Below are 18,827 nucleotides of genomic sequence, written 5' to 3' on the forward strand. Positions count from 1 at the left end.
CCCCGAGGGTCCCGTACGGCGACGACGACCCGCCCCCGGCCGGCCTCGACGGCGGCCCCGGTACCGGCACCACCGTGCTCGCCGCCGGTCCCGCCGCGAACAGCCCGTACGTCCTGCCGGCCGAAGGCACCTGCGACGAGGAGGCCAAGGCGCAGGCGGAGGAGGCCCGCGCCGCAGAACGCCAGGCCTACCTGGAACGCAAGCGCGCCGAGGAACCGGCCCGCGCGCGGGAGGCGCTGGCGAACAAGAAGCAGTACCCCGGCCCCGAGCACGGCGACACCGGCGACCCGCGCAACTACAACCCGCCGGACTGGGCCGACGAACTGAACAGCCGCGCCTACGGCGACCCGGACGGCGGCGACGGCTTCTGGGCGAGCCGCGACCGCAACCCCGCACCCAACTGGCGCAACGAGTCCTGGCTGCGCTACCAGGAACAGGTCACCGGTGCGCAGCGCGGACACGAGTACGTCGTCCCGCACCCCGACCCGGACGTACCGGACGTCGAGTTCGACGGCTGGGACTCCTCCCGCGACACCTTCCTGGAGGCCAAGAACGGCTACGACAGCTTCCTGGCCTCCGACCGTACGGAACTCACCCCGTCCGGCAGGGAACGGCTGCTCACCGAGGCACGCCGGCAGGTGAGCGCGGCGAACGGCAAGGACATCGAGTGGCACTTCTCCAACCAGGAGGTGGCCGACGCGGCCCGGGACGCGTTCGACGACGCGGGCCTGGACATCGAGGTCGTCCACACCCGGCCCGACCGGATCGCCGGCGACAGACGTCCCGAGGCGTTCGACTGACGGGGCGGCGGGCGGATCGCGTCCTAAGGTGGTCGCGGCAGCCGGCGTGGGCGAGGGGCGAGAGAAGAGAGACGGGACATGCGACGCGTGGTGCGGGGCTTCTGGGGCCCCCGGCGGGAGTCGGCGGACGAACTCGCCGCACGGTGGAGTACGACACTGGAGAGGTTCGCCCTGCTGCTGCCGGAGGCGGCGGCGGACGGCCGTACGGAGTGGGAGTGGCGCACGGTGCCCGCCTCCGGTCCCGCCGAGACGGTCCGGCCCGACGAGGCGTCCCTGCTCGGCGCGCTGCGCACGGCACGGGACGCGGACCCCTGGGCGGCCGCGAACGGCACGTCGCTGCGGCTGCTCGCCGCCGGCCCGGCACCCGGCTGGAAGGTGGAGATCGCCGTACTGGGCGGGGGCGCCCCGGACTCCCTGCTCCAGTCACTGGTCGCCACGATCACCTCCCCCGACACCTCACCCGACGAGGCGTCCTTTCCCGACGCCGCGCTCCTCACCGTCGTCGCGGAGGCCTGGCAGCCCGACTACGGAGACGTCGGCGACCGGGCCGTCACCGCCGCCCTGAAGAAGGAGGCCGGCTTCCGGGTCGGCACCCCGTCGGTCGGCTGGGCCGGCTACCTCTCGCCGGGCCGCGCCGCCCGTGCCCCCGCAGACCTGACGGCCGACCGCGTCGAACTCCCCACCGGAGGGCTGCTCCTCGTCCTCGCCACCCCCGGGGACACCGCCGCCGTCGTAGGGGCGTACGAGACCCTCAGGAAGTCCGGCGCGCTGGAGCCGCTGCCCCGCCCGATGAACCGGCCGGCGCTGTGACCGCCCGCGCGGCCGAGCCCTTCGACACGGGCCGGGCGGTGTCCGACATCGAGTCCGCCCTGTCCGTTCCCCTCCCGGACTCCGGCCCGACGAGCGACGAGGGCGAGCCGGTCACCGGCGAATGGACCTCGACCCGGGGCAAGGGACTCCTCCTCTTCCCCCTCTGGGAGAGCGAGGTCCTCACGGGGGTCTACGGACGGGAATGGAACGCCGCGGAGGAGGCGGCGGAGGCGAACCTGACCGCGCTGATCACCGAACTGGACGCCCGCTGGGGGCCGCACCGGAGGGTGACCATGGGCGAACCGCCGCTCCCGCGCCCGGCGCCGGAGCCCTTCCGTACCCTCCTCGCCAAGGACTGCAACGGCGACCTGGCCGTCTGGGGCCCGCTGACCGTCCCGGAACCCCGCTGGGCCGCGGTGTCCCTCAACCAGTGCGACGGTGATGCGCCGATGATCCTCACCGCGCTGATCAGCGCCCGTCCGCTGACACTTAGGTGACCGTGTCGTAGCAGGAGTTGAACCCTTTCACTCTGGTGCCGCGAGTCGTGCGCTGGATAACTTGGGTTCGCTGGAGAGAAGCCTCGCCCCACCGGGAGCCGACCGTGAACCGCCGCCCCACTCTGCTCGCAGCGCTCGCGCTGACCGCCACCACGGCGTTGACGCTGTCCGCCTGCGGAAGCGACGACGACCATCCCACCAAGGACAGCGACAAGATCGTCGGCGCGGACACGGGCGGTGAGAAGTCGGCGTCGCCGAGTGCGTCGACGCCGACATCGGCCGACCGGCCGGAGATCGAGCTGCCGTCCGACGTCACGCACAAGTTCGAGTGGAAGAAGACCGGCGACCCGGCGAAGGACGCGGTGCTTAACGACGCCGAGCAGCGGATCAAGGCCGTGGACATGGCCATCGCGGAACAGGACCCGCTGCATGAGGCGTACCGCTTCTACTCCGAGGGCACTGCAGCCGCCGGAAGCGAGAAGTACATTCAGGAGTTCGTCGATCACAAGGCCCGCACGACTGGCAAGGCCCGTTACTACAACGAGAGCGTGACCGTCAACGAAGACGGAACCGCCGCTCTGGTGTATTGCGAGGATCAGAGCAAGGCGTTCAACAAGTTCCTCGAGACCGGCAAGACGAACGTCAATCAGGCGACGAAGAACTCCTACGTCATTTACGCGAGCACTCTGCGCAAGAACAAGAGCGGCGTGTGGGTCACCGAGCGCCTGACTTCTCAGAGGGGGAGCGCCAAGTGCCAGCCGTGACGCGCAAGTATCTGTTGATTCCCGTCACCGTCCTGACTCTCGCCGTGGCCACTCCCGCGTACGCGGATACAGGGTTCGGTGGCAGCACTGACGGCGACACCGACCAACGCGCCGAAACCGGCGACGACGGCACTGTTTCCGTCACCGTCGGCGGTGTCGTCTTCGACCGTTCCAAGAACGGCACCGGTGACTCCGCCGGCCCCCTGACCTCGTCCGCCTCATGGTCGCCGCCCCCCTGCTGGTACGCCCCCAAGTACTCGCCCGAGGAGTTGCAGGCCCATCTGGAGCCGATCTGGGAGGCCGGGTCGACAGGGCATCAGTGGGACACCGAGCAGCGGAAGAGGTACGTCGACCCGGACAATCCCGAGAAGGACTTCAACAAGGACAGGTCCGGCAAGGGCTATTGGTGGGCATCGTACGTCGACAAGAGCTTCCCGCCGGGCTGGGACTCCTGCGACGAGGACTACTTCTGGGTGGACGAGGGCGACGCCCCGCCCGCAAACATCGAGAACGCGGTCACCCCGGAGATCCTCGCCGAACTCGCCTACGCGGAGATCCGCGTCCCGGGTACCGAGGTCACGCTCGCCCCCGCCCAGACGACGAAGGTGAACCTCCCGACCTGGGCGTGGCTCGACGCCGCGGAGTTCAAGCCGGTGTCGGTCACCGCCTCCGTACCGGAGATCGGCATCGAGGCGACCGCCACGGCGGTACCGGTCTCGCTGAAGATCGAGCCGGGCACCCCGGACGCCGAGAGCTACCCGGCCTCCGGGGTCTGCGCGATCGTGGACGGCCGTATCGGCGAGCCGTACGCGAGGGGCAAGGCGGACAGCACGCCCCCGTGCGGGGTGAAGTACCTGCGCTCCTCGGGCGACGGGACCTTCCCGCTCCAGGCCACGGTCACCTGGCAGATCGACTGGACCGGCTCCGGCGGTGCGGGCGGTGACCTGCCCGACGGCGAGTTCGGCGCGACCCAGGACGTCGTCGTACAGGAAATCCAGGCCATCAATCGCTGAGCTCGGGTAGGAAGTCCTCATGACCACACTCGGCGCGGTACTCCGCCCCCAGCTCGCCCCCGAACGCTTCCGGTCCGTCGCACGGACCGCGGACGATGCGGGTCTCGAGGAACTCTGGCTGTGGGAGGACTGTTTCCTGGAGGGCGGCATCTCCACCGGCGCCGCCGTACTCGCCTGGACCGAGCGGGTGCGGGTCGGGATCGGGCTGCTGCCGGTGCCGTTGCGGAACGTGGCCGTCACCGCGATGGAGGCCGCGAGTCTGCACCGGATGTTCCCCGGGCGGGCGATCCTCGGGGTCGGACACGGGGTGCAGGACTGGATGGGACAGGTCGGGGCGCGCGCCGAGTCGCCGGTGACCCTGCTGCGGGAGTACCTGACCGCGCTGCGTGCCCTGTTGAGCGGGGAGAGGGTGACGACCGAGGGGCGGTACGTCCGGCTCGACGACGTCGCCCTCGACTGGCCGCCGCACGGCCCGGTCGAGGTGCTCGCCGGCGCCATGGGGCCCCGTACCGTGCGCCTCACCGGTGAGGCAGCCGACGGGACCGTCCTCACCGCCAACACCTCGCCCGAGGGCGTGCGGCGTGCGCGCGGGCTCATCGCCGAGGGCCGTGCCGCGGCGGGCCGCAGTGCCGATGCCCACCGCGTGGTCGTCTACCTGCTCGCCGCCACCGGCAGCGGCGCCCGCGAGCGGGTGCGGGCCGAGCTGGCCGCCGAGGGCGTCACCGGGCAAGCCGATGTCGGTGTGGCCGGGGACGCGGGCGCCGTCGCCGAGGCGGTCCAGCGGCTGGCCGACGCCGGAGCCGACTCGGTCATCCTCCAGCCGACCGCCGACGAACCCGACCCCGAGGGCTTCGTACGGTTCGCGGCGGAGGCGGTGCGGCCGCTGGTGCCGTGAGCCACGGACAAGGGCGCGGAAAAGCGAGCGACAGACGGGGCGGGGTTCGTGCAGGGTCGGCTCATGGCCGACAAGCAGACGCGCACCTACGAACAGCTCCTCGCCGAAGGCGCCGCCGTCCCCACCGAGGGATGGGACTTCTCCTGGTTCGAGGGGCGGGCCACCGAGGCCCGGCCCTCCTGGGGGTACGCCACTGCCCTGGCCGGGCGGCTCGGCGAGGCCGATGCCGCGCTCGACATCCAGACCGGGGGAGGGGAGGTCCTGGACTTCGCCCTCACGCGTGCCGCCCGGAGTCCCGCCCGCACCGCCGCCACCGAGGGCTGGCCGCCCAACGTCACCAAGGCCACGGCACGGCTCCGGCCCCACGGCGTCACCGTCGTCGCCTCCCCCGAGGACGCGCCGCTGCCCTTCGCCGACGAGACCTTCGGCCTGGTCGTCAGCCGTCATCCGGTCCGTGCCCACTGGGACGAGATCGCGCGCGTACTCCGCCCCGGCGGTACGTACTTCGCGCAGCACATCGGACCCGGCAGCGCGTACGAGGTCGTCGAGTTCTTCCTCGGCCCGCAGCCCGGGGAACAGCGGGAGGCGCGGCACCCGGACCGCGAACGCCGCGCGGCCGAGGCCGCCGGCCTCGAGACGGTCGACGTACGTGCCGAGCGGCTGCGCATGGAGTTCCACGACATCGCCGCCGTCGTCCACTTCCTGCGCAAGGTGATCTGGATGGTGCCCGGCTTCACCGTCGAGGCGTACCGGCCGTGCCTGCGTGCCCTCCACGAACGCATCGAGGCGGAGGGCGCGTTCGTGGCCCACAGCACCCGCCACCTCTTCGAGCTGCGCAAACATTGCTGAGCGATGGCTCTGCTCGCCTCCCGCACCGGATTGCCGGGCTTCCTTCGGTCATGCGGCCCGCGCCACTCGCACCGTCTCAGCAGGTGGTCATGCGGCGAGGGCAAGGCTGTGCATGCGGGCGACGGCCTGGACGTCGGGGTGGCGGCCATCGCCGGTGAGCTTCGGAGGCGCTGTCGGGCGGCCGGCCCAAGTGGAAGGGGGCGGCTTGCCTCTGTGATCCTGTCGGCGGTGGGGCCGACGCCTTCGGACGGGTTTCCGCATCGTTATCGTCTGCGGCTGGTCTTGTGACCGCGTTCTCACGTAGGTTCACACCAAGGAAATTCGCGCAAGCAAAGCTGCGCGGGGTGGTACCGCGCAGTGGAGGGGGCTGCGCGGTACCCGGTTCCTGAGACCCCGGGAAGGTCTCCGCCCGCACCCGCGGATCATGTCGCCGGTCAAGCGGATTCGCCGCCGGGATCACCCGCCGGGGGGACGACCGGAAGAGTGGCTCACGTGGGGGCGTGTCGGCGCCACAATCTGCACACGGTCCCCTCAACCTCCGGTTTTCCCCAGGATCTCGCCGTGTTTCGGCCATGCGAAGCCCCTGAACGGCCCCATTCCGGGCTGTCCAGGCGTCGCCGGGTGACTTCGGAGAGTGATTGTGGCCCGCCAATGCGCGCAGCATCACTTACGAAGGGTTATGGTGGAAACCCCCCCTCGGGCCGGTCCGTATCCCCCCCACGGACCGGCCCGTTTTTTCTTGCCGCCCCGCCCCGCGCCGTGCCATCCGGGGAGACCTCCTGGCTAGAGTCCAGGCATGTCGAACGAGCACCCGACACCGCCTCATCAGCCCCCCGGTCAGCCCGGTCAGCCCGGTCAGCCCGGTGAGTACGGACCTCCTGCCGCGTACGGCCAGTACGGGCAGTCGCCCGACCCCTATGGCGCGCCCCCGGTCGGTCATCCCCGCCCCGGCGTCCCTCCGTACCACGACCCGTCGTGCTACGACCCGTCCCGTCAGCAGCCCCTGGCCATGCCCGGCTCCGTGCGTGCCGCCCAGGTCGTGATCTTCGTGATGTTCGGGCTCGGCGTGCTGCTCACCGCCCTGGTCGGTGCCGTCGTCGGAGCGGAGGAGGCGGGGCGGTTCTTCAGTACGTATCTGATGAGCGTCGCGCTGTTCGTCCTGGCGTTCCGGTATCCGAAGGCGGGCAACGGCGTACGCGTCGCCTCGATCGTGCTGGCCTCCGTGCAGATCCTGTTCGCGCTCAGCGCGACGGCCCAGGGCGTTCCGTTGGGGATCCTGCCGCTCGGTACCGCCATCACGGTCATCGTTCTGCTCAGCCAGGGCTCGGCCGGGCGGTGGTTCCGGCGGCACCGGACGAACGGCGTGCTGCCGCAGTACTCGCCCTACGGCTGACAAGCGTGCCGTCCCGGACTGTGGGGACCTCCGCCCCGGCGGGGGTAGGCTTCGCCTTCGGGGACCGCCATACGGACGGGGCCGCCCGCGGCCGAGACCGGGCCGCTTGCCGCGCGACGCGGCGGGGTGCGGCGCCTGTCCGTTCCGTACGGAGGGGCTGACAATCACGTGAACCTGCGCGACAAGCTGCGCGGCCTGCTGGTCAGGCTGTACGCACGCCGGGTGGAAGGTCACCTGGACACCGCTCAGGTGCCCAAGCACATCGGCGTCATCATGGATGGCAACCGCCGGTGGGCGAAGGCCTCGGGTTCCAGCACCGTCCACGGCCACCGGGCCGGCGCCGACAACATCGGGGAGTTCCTCGGCTGGTGCAGCGAGACGGAGGTCGAGGTCGTCACGCTCTGGCTGCTGTCGACCGACAACTTCGACCGGCCCGCGGACGAGCTCGTCCCGCTGCTCGGCATCATCGAGGACGTGGTGCGCAGCCTCGCCGCCGACGGGCGCTGGCGGGTGCACCATGTGGGCACGCCGGATCTGCTGCCCGCCGGGATGCAGACCACCCTCAAGGAGGCCGAGGCGGCCACCGCGCACGTCAGCGGAATAGTGGTCAACGTCGCCATCGGGTACGGCGGTCGCCAGGAGATCGCCGACGCCGTGCGCTCCATGCTCCTCGACGCCCACGAGAAGGGCACCTCGATGGAGGAGCTCGCCGAGGCGGTCGACGTCGACATGATCGGACGTCACCTCTACACCCGCGAGCAGCCGGACCCGGACCTGGTGATCCGCACCAGCGGTGAGCAGCGGCTCTCCGGTTTCATGCTCTGGCAGACCGCGCACTCCGAGTACTACTTCTGCGACGTGTTCTGGCCGGCCTTCCGCAAGGTGGACTTCCTGCGGGCGCTGCGCGACTACGCCGCCCGCCACCGCCGCTACGGCGGCTGAACGGCTCCGACGGAGTCCGTACGGCGCTCGCCGGCCTTCTTCTCCCCTCCCGCACCGCTGGTCACGCACTGTTCACCAGTATGCCGTCATATGCCGTGGCATGGCTGCGCTCGTATGAGGGAATAAGCCAGGCAGGTCGACACCCGAACCACGGGTGTCGGATCTCAGCGGACGACGCGGGAGTCGTCCGCCCGGGAGGCCCTTTGCACCAGCCCGACCGTGCGGTCACGGCACGGAAGAAGCAGCGGAGGGCCGGTTCTCGGCCCGCTGTGCATGGCGGCCGTCGACCGGTCCAGCTCCGCTCCGTCGCTCCCCGACCTCATCCGAGGGGGTACGTCCTTCCGTGGTGACCAGCGCAAAGCGTCACAAGCCCGACCGACGCACTTATGTTCTCGACACCAGCGTCCTGCTGGCCGATCCGAACGCCCTGACCCGCTTCGACGAGCACGAGGTCGTGCTCCCCATCGTCGTGGTGACGGAACTGGAGGCCAAGCGGAACCATCCCGAACTCGGCTACTTCGCCCGGCAGGCGCTCCGTCTGCTGGACGACTACCGGGTGCGGTACGGCCGTCTCGACGCGCCTCTTCCGACCGGGGACCTCGGCGGCACCGTGCGGGTCGAGCTGAACCACTCGGACCCCGGCGTGCTGCCCAGCGGCTACCGCCTCGGGGACAACGACTCCCGCATCCTCGCGGTCGCCCGCAATCTGCAGGCCGAGGGGTTCGACGTCACCGTGGTGTCGAAGGACCTCCCGCTCAGGATCAAGGCGTCCTCCGTCGGTCTCCTCGCCGAGGAGTACCGCGCGGAGCTCGCCATCACGGACGCCTCCGGCTGGACCGGTATGTCCGAACTGACCCTGCCGGGCGAGCAGGTGGACATCCTCTTCGAGGAAGGGCGGGTGTATGTGCCCGAGGCGTCCGGCCTTCCCGTGCACACCGGTCTGACCATCCAGTCCGAGCGCGGCAAGGCGCTGGGACGGGTCACTCCGGACGGCGGGGTCCGGCTGGTGCGCGGCGACCGGGAGGTGTTCGGCATCAAGGGCCGCAGCGCCGAGCAGCGCATCGCGCTCGACCTGCTGCTCGACCCGGACGTCGGGATCGTGTCCATGGGCGGCCGGGCCGGCACCGGCAAGTCGGCGCTGGCGCTGTGCGCGGGTCTCGAGGCGGTCCTGGAGCGCCGGCAGCACCAGAAGGTGATGGTCTTCCGTCCGCTGTACGCGGTGGGCGGGCAGGAGCTCGGTTACCTGCCGGGTTCCGAGGCGGAGAAGATGAGCCCCTGGGCGCAGGCGGTGTTCGACACGCTGTCGTCGGTCACCAGCAGGGAGGTCATCGAGGAGGTCACCGCGCGCGGCATGCTCGAGGTTCTGCCGCTCACCCACATCCGGGGGCGCTCGCTGCACGACGCCTTCGTGATCGTGGACGAGGCACAGTCGCTGGAGCGGAACGTCCTGCTGACCGTTCTGTCCCGGATCGGGGCCAATTCGCGAGTCGTTCTGACCCATGATGTCGCCCAGCGGGACAACCTCCGGGTCGGGCGGTACGACGGTGTGGTCGCCGTGGTCGAGAAACTGAAGGGGCATCCGCTCTTCGCGCACATCACCCTGACCCGGTCCGAGAGGTCCCAGATCGCCGCCCTGGTGACCGAAATGCTCGAAGACGGGCAGATCTGACCGGGACGTTCGAAGAAGGACCGGTTACGCAGTAGTTGGCGCCGTCCGGAAAGGCGAAGAGTCTAGCCGGGCGGCGTCGGCGCGTGTGCGGATTTCCGGGAATCCCCGAGGGCAAACGGTATGTGAGCTTTCACACGCAACAGAGAATTGCCTTGCGCCGTCCGGTTACGGCAGAGTCTCACTCCTGTCAGGCCCCGCATACGACACACCTGTACCCCCAGCGGTGCGGAACCACAGTCTCAACTCCATAGCGTCGTCGTATGCCGCCCGAGCACCACGTGGCGCTCCCCCTGGGGGAGTTGCCCATCGGGTCCGTGCCTCCCGTGACCCGAAGTTGGGGAGGCCAGTGCCAAGGGGCACGATTGCGTCCGCGAGGGTCACCGAAGCGGGCGATGCTGGAAGGAAACCGTGTGAGCCGGATCTCGGTCCGGGGATTCGCAGTGGCCTCGGCCACGGCGGTCACCGCTGTCGGAAGCGTCGTCGGCGTTGCCTCGGGCAGTACCGCGCAGAACAACGACGCGGAGGCGACGGCAAGCGGCACCACGCTGCTCGCGGACATCCCCGCGGGCCAGCAGGCCCAGGTGCAGACCGCGTCTGTGACGCAGCAGGCCGAAACGATGGCCATCGCCGCCGACGCCGGTGCCAAGAAGGACGCCGAGGAGGCCGCCCGCAAGGCCGCCGCCGAGACCGCGGTCGCGAAGAAGAAGGAAGCGGCCGAGAAGGCGGAGCAGGAGGCCAAGGAACGCGCGGAGGCCAAGGCCGCCGCCAGCCGCTCCGCGACCCGCGACGCCTCCAGCTTCCCGGTCCAGTCGTCCTACTCGGTTGCGGAAGTCCAGGCGATGGCCCGGCAGATCGTGCCGGCGGACCAGTTCCAGTGTTTCAGCAACATTGTGGAGCGCGAGTCGAGCTGGAACTACACGGCCGACAACCCCACCTCCGACGCCTACGGCCTCGTGCAGGCGCTTCCGGGTTCCAAGATGTCCTCCGCCGGAGCCGACTGGGCGACGAACCCGGCCACCCAGATCAAATGGGGCCTCGGCTACATGGACGGCCGCTACGGCAGCCCTTGCGGAGCCTGGAGCTTCTGGCAGGCCAACCACTGGTACTAGAAGGACCGGGGGCCCGCCGCCCCGGCCCCGCTCAACCCCCGCACAGCCCCGCACCGTCCTACGGTGCGGGGCCGTCGCCATGTACGGTCTGACCGACGACTCCAGGGGGGAGTGGTGGGGGGAAACGGGGGAAGAGGACGGATCATGTCGCGAGTGCCAGGATGGCTCGGCCGGGTCGGAGCCGGACTGACCGAGGTCAGCAAGCGGTTGGAGGAGCGCCGGGCCGAGGTGGCGCGGGACCGCCGTGCGGACGAGGACGCGGACGTCGCACCTGAGGGGGCCCCGCGTCCCCACCAGGCGCCGTCGGCCTCGCCGGCCGAGTACCCCGCCGCGATCGTCCCGGTCCGGCCGGACCCCGCGCAGGCCGTGCCGTGGGGGGTGCGGGTCGCCGCCGAGGCCGGCTGGCGGCTGCTGGTACTGGCCGGCACCGTCTGGGTGCTCATGCGGATCATCACCGCCGTACAGCTGGTGGTGCTGGCGTTCGTGGCGTCGCTGCTGATCACGGCGCTGCTCCAGCCGACGGTGGCCCGGATGCGGCGGTTCGGCGTGCCGCGCGGGCCGGCCACCGCGCTGACGGCGCTGTTCGGGTTCGTGGTGATCGGCCTCATCGGGTGGTTCGTGACCTGGCAGATCATGGAGAACATCGACCACCTCTCCGACCAGATCCAGGACGGCATCGACGAGCTGCGCAACTGGCTGCTCAACAGCCCCTTCCACGTCACCGACAAACAGATCAACGAGATCGCCAAGAACCTGCGGGAGGCGGTCGGCGCCAACACCGAGCAGATCACCTCGGCCGGCCTGGAGGGCGTGACGGTCGTCGTCGAGGCGCTCACCGGCATACTGCTGGCGGTCTTCTCGACCCTGTTCCTGCTCTACGACGGCAAGCGGATCTGGGAATGGTCCCTCAAGCTCGTCCCGGCCGCCGCCCGTCCGGGCGTCGCCGGCGCCGGGCCGGTCGCGTGGCAGACGCTGACGGCGTATGTGCGCGGCACGGTGGTCGTGGCACTGATCGACGCGATCTTCATCGGTCTCGGCATCTACTTCCTCGACGTGCCGATGGCGGTGCCGCTCGCCGTCTTCATCTTCCTGTTCTCCTTCATCCCGCTCGTCGGCGCGGTGGTGTCGGGAGCGCTGGCGGTGGTCGTCGCGCTGGTCACCCAGGGCGTGTTCACGGGTGTCATGACGCTGGCGGTGGTGCTGGCGGTGCAGCAGATCGAGGGGCACATCCTCCAGCCGTTCATCCTCGGCCGGGCGGTGCGGGTCCATCCGCTCGCGGTGGTGCTGGCGGTGGCCTCCGGCGGGATGGTGGCCGGTATCGGCGGCGCGGTGGTCGCCGTGCCGCTGGTCGCGGTCACCAACACGGTCGTCGGCTATCTGCGTGCGTACGCCCATGAGGCGGCGGTACGTCAGTCGCCTCGGCCACGGGGTGCTACGGCGATGTCCGCACCGGACGCTCCGCTGCCCGCCGCGCCTGCCTCGCAGGGGGCGGGGCCGGAGATGCGGAAGGGGCAGGCGGCCGACCTCGACGAGGAGTAGAACACCCACCCGCCGAACCGGCCCTACACCGCCCCGCCCGGGCGGGCCCGGCCCCCCAGCTGCGTGGCAGTCGTGCCTCCCCCAGAGGGGGTACCCCCCCAGGGCGGCACGGGTGGGCGCAGCGGCACCTGGCCGGCGCCGTGGGCGAAGCGGTGTCGGTGCGGGTCGGGGGGTGACTGCGCAACCCGGCGCGGGCGGGGTGCCGTCGCGCCCACCCTCCCCACTCTCGGCTTCGCTCGAGCGGGGGGACCCCCATCGCCCTGCGGCACGACTGCCCGCGGGAGAGCGGAGAGCGGAGAGCGGAGGGCGGAGGGTTGGGGGAGTACGGGTGCGGCGGGCCCGTTCACCTGGGGAGGTGGACGGGCCCGCCGGCGGAGCTACTCCGCGAGAGCGGCTTCCGCGTCGAGCGTGGCACCGACCGCCTGCACCACCGTGGCGATCTTGAAGGCCTCCTGCACGGCCTCCCGCTCCACGCCGGCCTTGCGCAGCACTTGCTCGTGGGAGTCGAGGCACGCACCGCAGCCGTTGATCGCGGAGACCGCGAAGCACCAGAACTCGAAGTCGACCTTGTCGACCCCCGGGTTGCCGATGACGTTCATCCGCAGACCGGCGCGCAGGTTGCCGTACTCGTGGTCCGACAGCAGGTGACGGGTGCGGTAGAAGACGTTGTTCATCGCCATCACCGCGGCCGCGGCCTTCGCCGCGGTGTACGCCTCCGGCGACAGGTTCGCCTTCGCCTCCGGCTCCAGCTCGCGCAGCACGATGTCCGAGCGCGAGGCGATCGCCGTCGACAGCACCGTGCCCCAGAGCTGCTGGGCCGGCAGGTCCGAGTTGCCGATGACCGAACCCAGGTTGAGCTTCAGGTCCTTGGCGTAGTCCGGTATACGGGACTTCAGGGAGTCGAGGGACATCTCAGATCACTCCCCGGACAGCAGCGCGACCGGGTCAAGGGTCTCGTCGCCCTTGCTCCAGTTGCACGGGCAGAGCTCGTCGGTCTGCAGGGCGTCCAGCACCCGCAGGACCTCCTTGGGGTTACGGCCGACGGAACCGGCGGTCACCATGGTGAACTGGATCTCGTTGTTCTGGTCCACGATGAACACCGCGCGCTTCGCGAAGCCGTCCTCGCCCTCGATGCCGAGGTCGCGCATCAGCTCGTGCCGGGAGTCCGCCATCATGGGGAACGGCAGGTCGCGCAGGTCGTCGTGGTCCTTGCGCCAGGCGTGGTGGACGAACTCCGAGTCACCGGAGAAGCCGAGGACCTGGGCGTCACGGTCGGCGAACTCGTCGTTCAGCTTGCCGAACGCGGCGATCTCGGTCGGGCACACGAAGGTGAAGTCCTTGGGCCACGCGAAAACGATCTTCCACTTGCCTTCGTAGGTCTTGTGGTCGATCGTCTCGAACTCCTTGCCCTTCTCCAGCGAGACACAGGCAGTCAGTTCGAACTCGGGGAACTTGTCACCGACAGTGAGCACGGGCCCTCCTTGCAGCGAGGAAGCACCCGGATCGCGGGCGCTTCCCATGGGTTGGACCTTGTTGATGTTGGCACAGGCAGGATTGATTCGTGAAATAGCTACACTCGGTCGTGTCGATCGGAGGAAGCTATCAGTGACTGTGGGTAATAGGCGGCGGCAGCCGACCCTCGCGCAACTGCGGGCGTTCGCCGCGGTGGCCGAGCATCTGCACTTCCGGGACGCCGCGGCGGCGACGGGGACCAGCCAGCCGGCGCTGTCGGGGGCGGTGTCCTCGCTGGAGGAGGCGCTCGGTGTGACCCTCGTGGAGCGTACGACGCGCAAGGTACTGCTCTCACCTGCGGGTGAGCGGCTCGCCGCCCGCGCCAGGTCCGTACTGGCGGAGGTCGGGGCGCTGATGGAGGAGGCGGACGCGCTGCGGGCGCCGTTCACCGGTGTGCTGCGCCTCGGGGTGATCCCCACGGTGGCGCCGTACGTGCTGCCCACCGTGCTGCGGCTGGTCCGCGACCGCTATCCGCTGCTCGACCTCCAGGTGCACGAGGAGCAGACCGCCAACCTGCTGGACGGCCTGGCCCGCGGCCGGCTGGACCTGCTTCTGCTCGCGGTGCCGCTCGGTGTACCCGGAGTGACGGAACTTCCCCTGTTCGACGAGGACTTCGTGCTGGTCACGCCGATCGACCACTGGCTCGGCGGCCGACAGGGCATACCCCGCGAGGTGCTGCGCGAACTGAACCTGCTCCTGCTGGACGAGGGGCACTGCCTGCGCGACCAGGCCCTGGACATCTGCCGCGAGGCCGGGCGGGCGGGAGTCGCGGCCACCACCACGGCGGCCGGACTGTCCACCCTGGTGCAGCTGGTGGCAGGCGGCCTCGGGGTGACACTGCTGCCGCGCACCGCCGTCGAGGTCGAGACCGCCCGCGCCGGCCGGCTGCGCACCGGCTGCTTCACCGACCCGGCCCCCAGCCGCCGTGTCGCCCTCGCCATGCGCGCGGGCGCGGCGAGGGCGGGGGAGTACGAGCAACTGGCGGCGGCCCTGCGCGAGGCCCTGCGGGACCTGCCGGTGCGGACGGTGGGGAACTGACACCCCGACGTCGGGCACCCCGTTCCCGGGGTCCCGGGGTCCCGGGGTCCCGGGGTCCCGGGGTCCCGACGGCGAAGCGCCCCGCCACTGGACATCCCGGCGCCGAACGGCCGGTGCCGGGCGCTCCGGTGGCGGGCGTCGCGGCTGCCAGGTGCCCGGCACCGGGAGATTCCGGTGCCGGGCACCCCCGCCGCGCCCGCCTCCCCCGCCGGGCCTACTCCGTGCGCAGCCCGTCCGGGCGCATCATGCGCAGCAGTGGCGGCAGGCTCAGCAGCGTCACCACCAGGACGACCCCCGCGCCGATGCCGTTCATCTGGGCGAGACTCGGCCAGTCCACGCGGATCTGTACCGACGTCATCCGCAGCAGCACGGTTCCCAGGGTCATGCCCACCACGGAGGCCAGCAGCAGGCCCAGGCCGATCGGGATCGCCGTCTGCCACAGCACCGACAGGCTCAGCGTGCGCCGCCGGGTGCCGAAGGCGACCAGGGCGGCCAGCAGTTTGCGGCGTTCGCGCAGCTGTTCCAGCTGGGAGACCAGCAGGCTGGCCCCGATCAGTGCCAGGACGGCCGCGGCGCCGACGAACAGCCCCGTGCGGATGGTGTCGTAGCGTTGGGAACGCTCGGTCACCTGCCACGTCATCGGGTCGGCGAGCGGGTCGATCGCGGCAGCCGCGTTGCGCACGTGCTCAACGGCGTTCGGCACGGAGTCGTCGAGGGCCAGATACACCTGGCCCCTGACCGCTTCCGCCAGGTCCGCGGGCATCGCTCCCTCGGTCAGCAGGAAGCCGCCGCGCTTGGTCCCGGTCGGGTCCTTGATGGAGTCGGCCTGCTTCAGCGTCCCGGGGACGGTCCAGACGACCTCCTTCGTCTTCATGTAGCCCGCGGACGTCTCCAGGTAGAGCTTCTGGCCCGGCCGGCTCAGCGACGCGGTGTCCGTGTCGTACTCCCCGCCCCGGACCGTGAACACGTCGCCGTCCGTGCACGAGGGCAGCTTCGCCACCTTGCGCAGGGTCGCGCAGTCGCCGATGGTCAGCTCGGCGTTGCGCTCCGGATTCCGGGACCAGGGCCGGTCGCCGGAGTACCCACGGGACAGCGGGTAGACCTCGCGGACGCCCTTGGTCTTCTCGAGCTTCGCACTGGCCGCGGCCATTTCCGTGCCCTCCGGCACGTTGACCTGCACCTGCGCCAGTGTCACGTCGTAGCCGGTCGCCTCGGTGTACTCGCTCTCCACGCCGGCGAAGAGCATCTGCAGCGCGATGGCGCCGGCCACGGCCACGGCGATGCCGTTGACCATGCGGGCCGCCGCGCCACTGCTCAACTGCAGGCGTCGGACGGCCAGTTGCCAGGACACGCTGCCCGAGCCGAGCCGGGCGACCGCCGTCTCCATGATCCACGGCAGCAGCGCGGTGACGCCGACGAGCAGACAGATGACACCGCCGGCGACGAGGTACTCGTTGAACTCCCCGTTCTCCTTGCCCTGTCCGAGCATGGGGGCCAGCATGCCGATCCCGGCCAGCGGCACCAGCAGCCGCCACCACAGCCGGCGGCGGGCCGGCCGCGCGGTGCGCACCACGCCCAGCGGCCCGATGACCACCCCGCGCAGCGTCAGCAGGGTCACCAGCACCGCGGCCGCCGGAACCGCCACCGCGACCAGCAGCGCCAGCAGCGGCGAGGGGTTCAGATAGCTCGGGAAGACGCTGATCCGGAACACCTCGACGGACGCCGCGAACTCCCGCCCCGCCAGGAAGAACCCGGTGCCGAACACCAGGCCCAGCAGCGCCCCGCCGAGGGCCTCGCCCGCGGCGATCCGCCGGGTCATCCCGCCGTCGGAGCCGACCAGCCGCAGCGCGGCCAGCCTGCGGTCCCGCCGTTCGCCGCCGAACCGCACGGCCGCGGCGATGAACACGGCGACCGGCATCAGCAGCACCACGAAGACGACCAGGATCAGCAGCATGAGGACCGGGTCCGACTGCTCCTGCACCGGGTTGGGGTCCCCGTAGGAGTCGATGCGGCCGACCTGCCCGTCACCGATCCGTTCGGCGAGGTTCTCGGCCCCCGCGTAGTAGGCGAGTTCCTGCGAGCCGATCAGTCCCTGCTCGCCGATCGTCCCCACGATGTCGTACGGCAGCCGCTCCCGCAGCATCTCACCGTCGTCGGAGCCGAGGAGTTCCTTCAGGGCGGGGGAGACCAGCATGTCGCCCGGCGCCGGGAATTCCCGCAGTCCGGGGGGCGGAGGGGCCTTGTCGCCCTCCGGCTCCAGCAGCCGGCCGCGGATGTTCCGGCCGCCGAACTCCGTGTTGGTGTCCGCGGTCATCAGGGTGTCGTCGGCGCGCTTCATCTGCTCGCCGTAGGTGAAGTTGAGCCGCGCCTCCTCCCGCCGGTGGCGTTCCTCCAGCGCACCGGGCAGGGCGGTGGTGAGCAGCAGCAGTGCCACCCCCAGCCCGACCCCGACGGCGGTGAGCAGCGCCCGGGTCCAGCCCTCGCGTCCCCCGGCGAAGGCGAACCGGAGTCCCATGCCGAGGTCCCGCGCCCTGCCCCAGGCTCTCGACTCCGCTCGAGCAGGGCGGTGCCCCCACCGCACACTCATACGACGCGCTCCATGTCCCGGGACTTGCCGTCCCGCACGACGACCTCTCGGTCGGAGTAAGCGGCCACCCGCGCCTCGTGGGTGACGAGGACGACGGCGGCGTTGGAGGACCGCGCGGCGTCGGTGAGGAGTTCCATCACGCGCTCGCCGTTGAGGGAGTCCAGCGCGCCGGTCGGTTCGTCGGCGAACAGCAGCCGCGGGTCGGTGACCAGCGCGCGGGCCACGGCGACCCGCTGCCCCTGGCCGCCGGACACCTCGCCGGGCCGCTTCTTGCGGACGTCGTCGACCTCGAGGCGCTCCATCCAGGTGAGCGCGGCCCGCTCGGCCTGCTTGCGGGGTGTGCCGTTCAGCCGCAGCGGCAGGGCGACGTTCTCCACACAGGCGAGTTCGGGGACGAGCTGCCCGAACTGGAAGACGAAGCCGAACTCCGAGCGCCGCAGCGCGCTGCGCTCACCGTCGCTCATGGTGGTCAGCTCGCGGCCGTCGTACGTGATCGAGCCGGAGTCGGGGGTGACGATCCCGGCGAGGCAGTGCAGCAGCGTCGACTTGCCCGAGCCGGAGGGGCCCATCACGGCGACGACCTCGCCGGGGTGGATGGAGAAGCCGGCGCCGTCGAGCGCGGTGGTCGGTCCGTAGACCTTGCGCAGGTCCTGCGCGACGAGCAGGGAGCCGGGGGGAACGGACGTGGTCATCGGGCCACCGCCTCACGGAGCTTGTCGAGACGCGCCGCGGTCAGCTCCAGCCAGCGCAGGTCGGCCTCGAGATGGAACAGGGCGTGGTCGCAGATGAGCTGGTCGGCGAGGTCGCCGTGGCGCTTGCGGTCGGTGAGGATCCGCATGCCGCGCAGATGCTCCGAGCGCTGCGTGTCGAGGATGTCGGCGGCGTCGCGGCTGGTGAGCAGCGCCAGGACGACCTTGGTGTAGAGCGTCGACTGGAGGTACGGCTCCGGCTTCTCCGGTGTGCCGAGCCAGCGCTCGACATCGGTGATGCCGGCCTCGGTGATCGCGTACCGCTTGCGCTCGGGGCCGCCGCCGGACTCGATGCCGTCGACTTCGACGAGCCCGTTCTTCAGCAGGCGGGACATCGTCGAGTAGACCTGGCCGTAGTGCAGCGGCCGGTCGTGACCGAATTTATCGTCGAAGGCCCGCTTCAGGTCGTAACCATGACGCGGGCCGGACTCCAGGAGCCCCAGGAGAGTGTGACCGATGGACATGCGAAGCACTGTACGCACCGTGTATACGCACGATGTATACGCCGAGTGTGCAGATGATGGCGGCGGGTACGGACCTCCAGGTGGGAGCCGAATGTCACGGTTCTGCTACCGAGGACCGGCCGGTCCGGGCGAGTGCGAGGGACGGCGCCGCCGTGCGGGGTGAGGACAGCGGTCTCGCGGAGCGGTCCGTCGAAGCT

At 70.9% G+C, this 18,827-nt stretch carries 18 protein-coding genes; 13 read left to right on the top strand and 5 right to left on the bottom strand.

All coding sequences use genetic code 11. The features are described 5' to 3' along the window. The 12 genes from B9S61_RS29200 to B9S61_RS29255 form a co-directional block, all read left to right on the top strand. Nucleotides 1–800 (top strand): Tox-REase-5 domain-containing protein (locus B9S61_RS29200; protein ID WP_219819974.1); only part of this gene is annotated, 800 nt, incomplete at its 5' end. 78 nt (nt 801–878) lie between these two features. Then, complete coding sequence (locus B9S61_RS29205) at nt 879–1,610, top strand: hypothetical protein (RefSeq protein ID WP_103544922.1); 732 nt, start codon at nt 879–881, stop codon at nt 1,608–1,610. Then, entirely contained in the window at nt 1,607–2,107 is a 501-nt protein-coding gene (locus B9S61_RS29210; RefSeq protein ID WP_103544923.1) for a hypothetical protein, read from the top strand. Before B9S61_RS29205 ends, B9S61_RS29210 begins: the two co-directional genes overlap by 4 nt. 104 nt (nt 2,108–2,211) lie before the next feature. Next, nucleotides 2,212–2,871, top strand: coding sequence for a hypothetical protein (locus B9S61_RS29215; protein ID WP_103544924.1), 660 nt, complete (start codon nt 2,212–2,214; stop codon nt 2,869–2,871). Further along, on the top strand, nt 2,859–3,884 hold the full coding sequence (locus B9S61_RS29220) for a hypothetical protein (protein WP_374936258.1): 1,026 nt from the start codon (nt 2,859–2,861) through the stop codon (nt 3,882–3,884). The genes B9S61_RS29215 and B9S61_RS29220 overlap by 13 nt, the downstream gene beginning before the upstream one ends. A 19-nt stretch (nt 3,885–3,903) precedes the next feature. Beyond that, nucleotides 3,904–4,779, top strand: a complete 876-nt coding sequence (locus B9S61_RS29225; protein WP_103544925.1) for an LLM class flavin-dependent oxidoreductase — start codon at nt 3,904–3,906, stop codon at nt 4,777–4,779. 63 nt (nt 4,780–4,842) lie between these two features. Next, nucleotides 4,843–5,628, top strand: coding sequence for a class I SAM-dependent methyltransferase (locus B9S61_RS29230; RefSeq protein WP_103544926.1), 786 nt, complete (start codon nt 4,843–4,845; stop codon nt 5,626–5,628). A 796-nt stretch (nt 5,629–6,424) separates the two neighbouring features. After that, nucleotides 6,425–7,021 carry a hypothetical protein gene (locus B9S61_RS40460; protein WP_146064979.1) on the top strand — a complete coding sequence of 199 codons (597 nt, stop codon included), beginning with the start codon at nt 6,425–6,427 and terminating at the stop codon, nt 7,019–7,021. Between the two features lie 168 nt (nt 7,022–7,189). Continuing rightward, nucleotides 7,190–7,963 carry an isoprenyl transferase gene (locus tag B9S61_RS29240; protein WP_103544928.1) on the top strand — a complete coding sequence of 258 codons (774 nt, stop codon included), beginning with the start codon at nt 7,190–7,192 and terminating at the stop codon, nt 7,961–7,963. A 343-nt stretch (nt 7,964–8,306) separates the two neighbouring features. Then, nucleotides 8,307–9,632 (top strand): PhoH family protein, encoded by a 1,326-nt coding sequence (locus B9S61_RS29245; RefSeq protein ID WP_103544929.1) that lies wholly within the window; start codon nt 8,307–8,309, stop codon nt 9,630–9,632. A gap of 410 nt (nt 9,633–10,042) precedes the next feature. Next, nucleotides 10,043–10,741: a lytic transglycosylase domain-containing protein gene (locus tag B9S61_RS29250; RefSeq protein WP_258039907.1), complete on the top strand. Its 699-nt coding sequence runs from the start codon at nt 10,043–10,045 to the stop codon at nt 10,739–10,741. A 144-nt stretch (nt 10,742–10,885) separates the two neighbouring features. Beyond that, nucleotides 10,886–12,280: an AI-2E family transporter gene (locus B9S61_RS29255; RefSeq protein ID WP_103544931.1), complete on the top strand. Its 1,395-nt coding sequence runs from the start codon at nt 10,886–10,888 to the stop codon at nt 12,278–12,280. A gap of 377 nt (nt 12,281–12,657) precedes the next feature. Here B9S61_RS29255 and B9S61_RS29260 read toward each other — a convergent pair whose 3' ends face one another. Together B9S61_RS29260 and B9S61_RS29265 are read right to left on the bottom strand one after the other, a co-directional pair. Then, complete coding sequence (locus tag B9S61_RS29260; protein WP_103544932.1) at nt 12,658–13,191, bottom strand: alkyl hydroperoxide reductase; 534 nt, start codon at nt 13,189–13,191, stop codon at nt 12,658–12,660. A 6-nt stretch (nt 13,192–13,197) separates the two neighbouring features. Beyond that, nucleotides 13,198–13,752, bottom strand: a complete 555-nt coding sequence (locus B9S61_RS29265; RefSeq protein WP_103544933.1) for a peroxiredoxin — start codon at nt 13,750–13,752, stop codon at nt 13,198–13,200. Between the two features lie 133 nt (nt 13,753–13,885). Here B9S61_RS29265 and B9S61_RS29270 point away from each other — a divergent pair, with 133 nt between their 5' ends. Continuing rightward, entirely contained in the window at nt 13,886–14,830 is a 945-nt protein-coding gene (locus B9S61_RS29270; protein WP_374936259.1) for a LysR substrate-binding domain-containing protein, read from the top strand. A 214-nt stretch (nt 14,831–15,044) separates the two neighbouring features. Here B9S61_RS29270 and B9S61_RS29275 read toward each other — a convergent pair whose 3' ends face one another. The 3 genes from B9S61_RS29275 to B9S61_RS29285 form a co-directional block, all read right to left on the bottom strand. Continuing rightward, entirely contained in the window at nt 15,045–17,345 is a 2,301-nt protein-coding gene (locus tag B9S61_RS29275; protein WP_103544935.1) for an ABC transporter permease, read from the bottom strand. A gap of 68 nt (nt 17,346–17,413) precedes the next feature. After that, nucleotides 17,414–18,109 (bottom strand): ABC transporter ATP-binding protein, encoded by a 696-nt coding sequence (locus tag B9S61_RS29280; protein WP_103544936.1) that lies wholly within the window; start codon nt 18,107–18,109, stop codon nt 17,414–17,416. Continuing rightward, complete coding sequence (locus tag B9S61_RS29285; protein ID WP_103544937.1) at nt 18,106–18,630, bottom strand: PadR family transcriptional regulator; 525 nt, start codon at nt 18,628–18,630, stop codon at nt 18,106–18,108. The genes B9S61_RS29280 and B9S61_RS29285 overlap by 4 nt, the downstream gene beginning before the upstream one ends. Nucleotides 18,631–18,827 lie beyond the last annotated feature (197 nt).

The sequence above is a fragment of the Streptomyces sp. SM1 genome (assembly GCF_002910825.1).
Lineage (GTDB): Bacteria > Actinomycetota > Actinomycetes > Streptomycetales > Streptomycetaceae > Streptomyces > Streptomyces okerensis.